Source organism: Psychrobacter sp. 1Y4, from assembly GCF_051847555.1.
In genome coordinates this window covers 1-511 of record NZ_JBPYDE010001184.1, presented here as the reverse complement: position 1 = coordinate 511, position 511 = coordinate 1, and the positions used below count along the sequence as shown (strand labels likewise).

The following is a 511-nucleotide window of genomic DNA, read 5'->3' as shown; positions in this document are numbered from 1 at the left end:
ATATGGTCGCAACTACCACATTGACCAGTAACAACGGAAAAAGTATCGATGATGCAGTGATTGTTATTGGTTGGCAAGGTTGCGCCAAAGCGGGATTATGCTATCCCCCTGAAAAAATCAAAACTACGGTCAATATCGCAGCAGCATCTTCACAGAGCGCGACAAGTAATGCCAGCACTGAGGCAGAACGTGCGTCTGTTGGCGAGACGAGCGCGAGCGACAGTCTGACTGATGCGACAATATCTGCTGGGAATACTGAGACGACATCCGCAACGACTGGTACCAGTAGCACCACGCCGCAATCAGAACATGCGCCGATGGATGAGGATGTTATTGATTATGATCTAATCGATGATAGTACTTTGGAGTATGACTCTTTAAACGGCAGCACTGCAACGACCACGATTTCTGGAGCAAATGCTAACGTATCGAGTGACGCGACCAATAGCGAGAATGTAAATTCTAACGACCTTGTTGATGGTGATCCTTTTGGTTTGGCGTCTCATCCTTG

General features: G+C 47.6%; 1 pseudogene. It reads left to right on the top strand.

Annotated elements, in window-relative coordinates:
* Positions 1 to 511 (top strand): annotated as a pseudogene (locus ACS8FC_RS21050) (cytochrome C biogenesis protein); the annotation flags it as partial.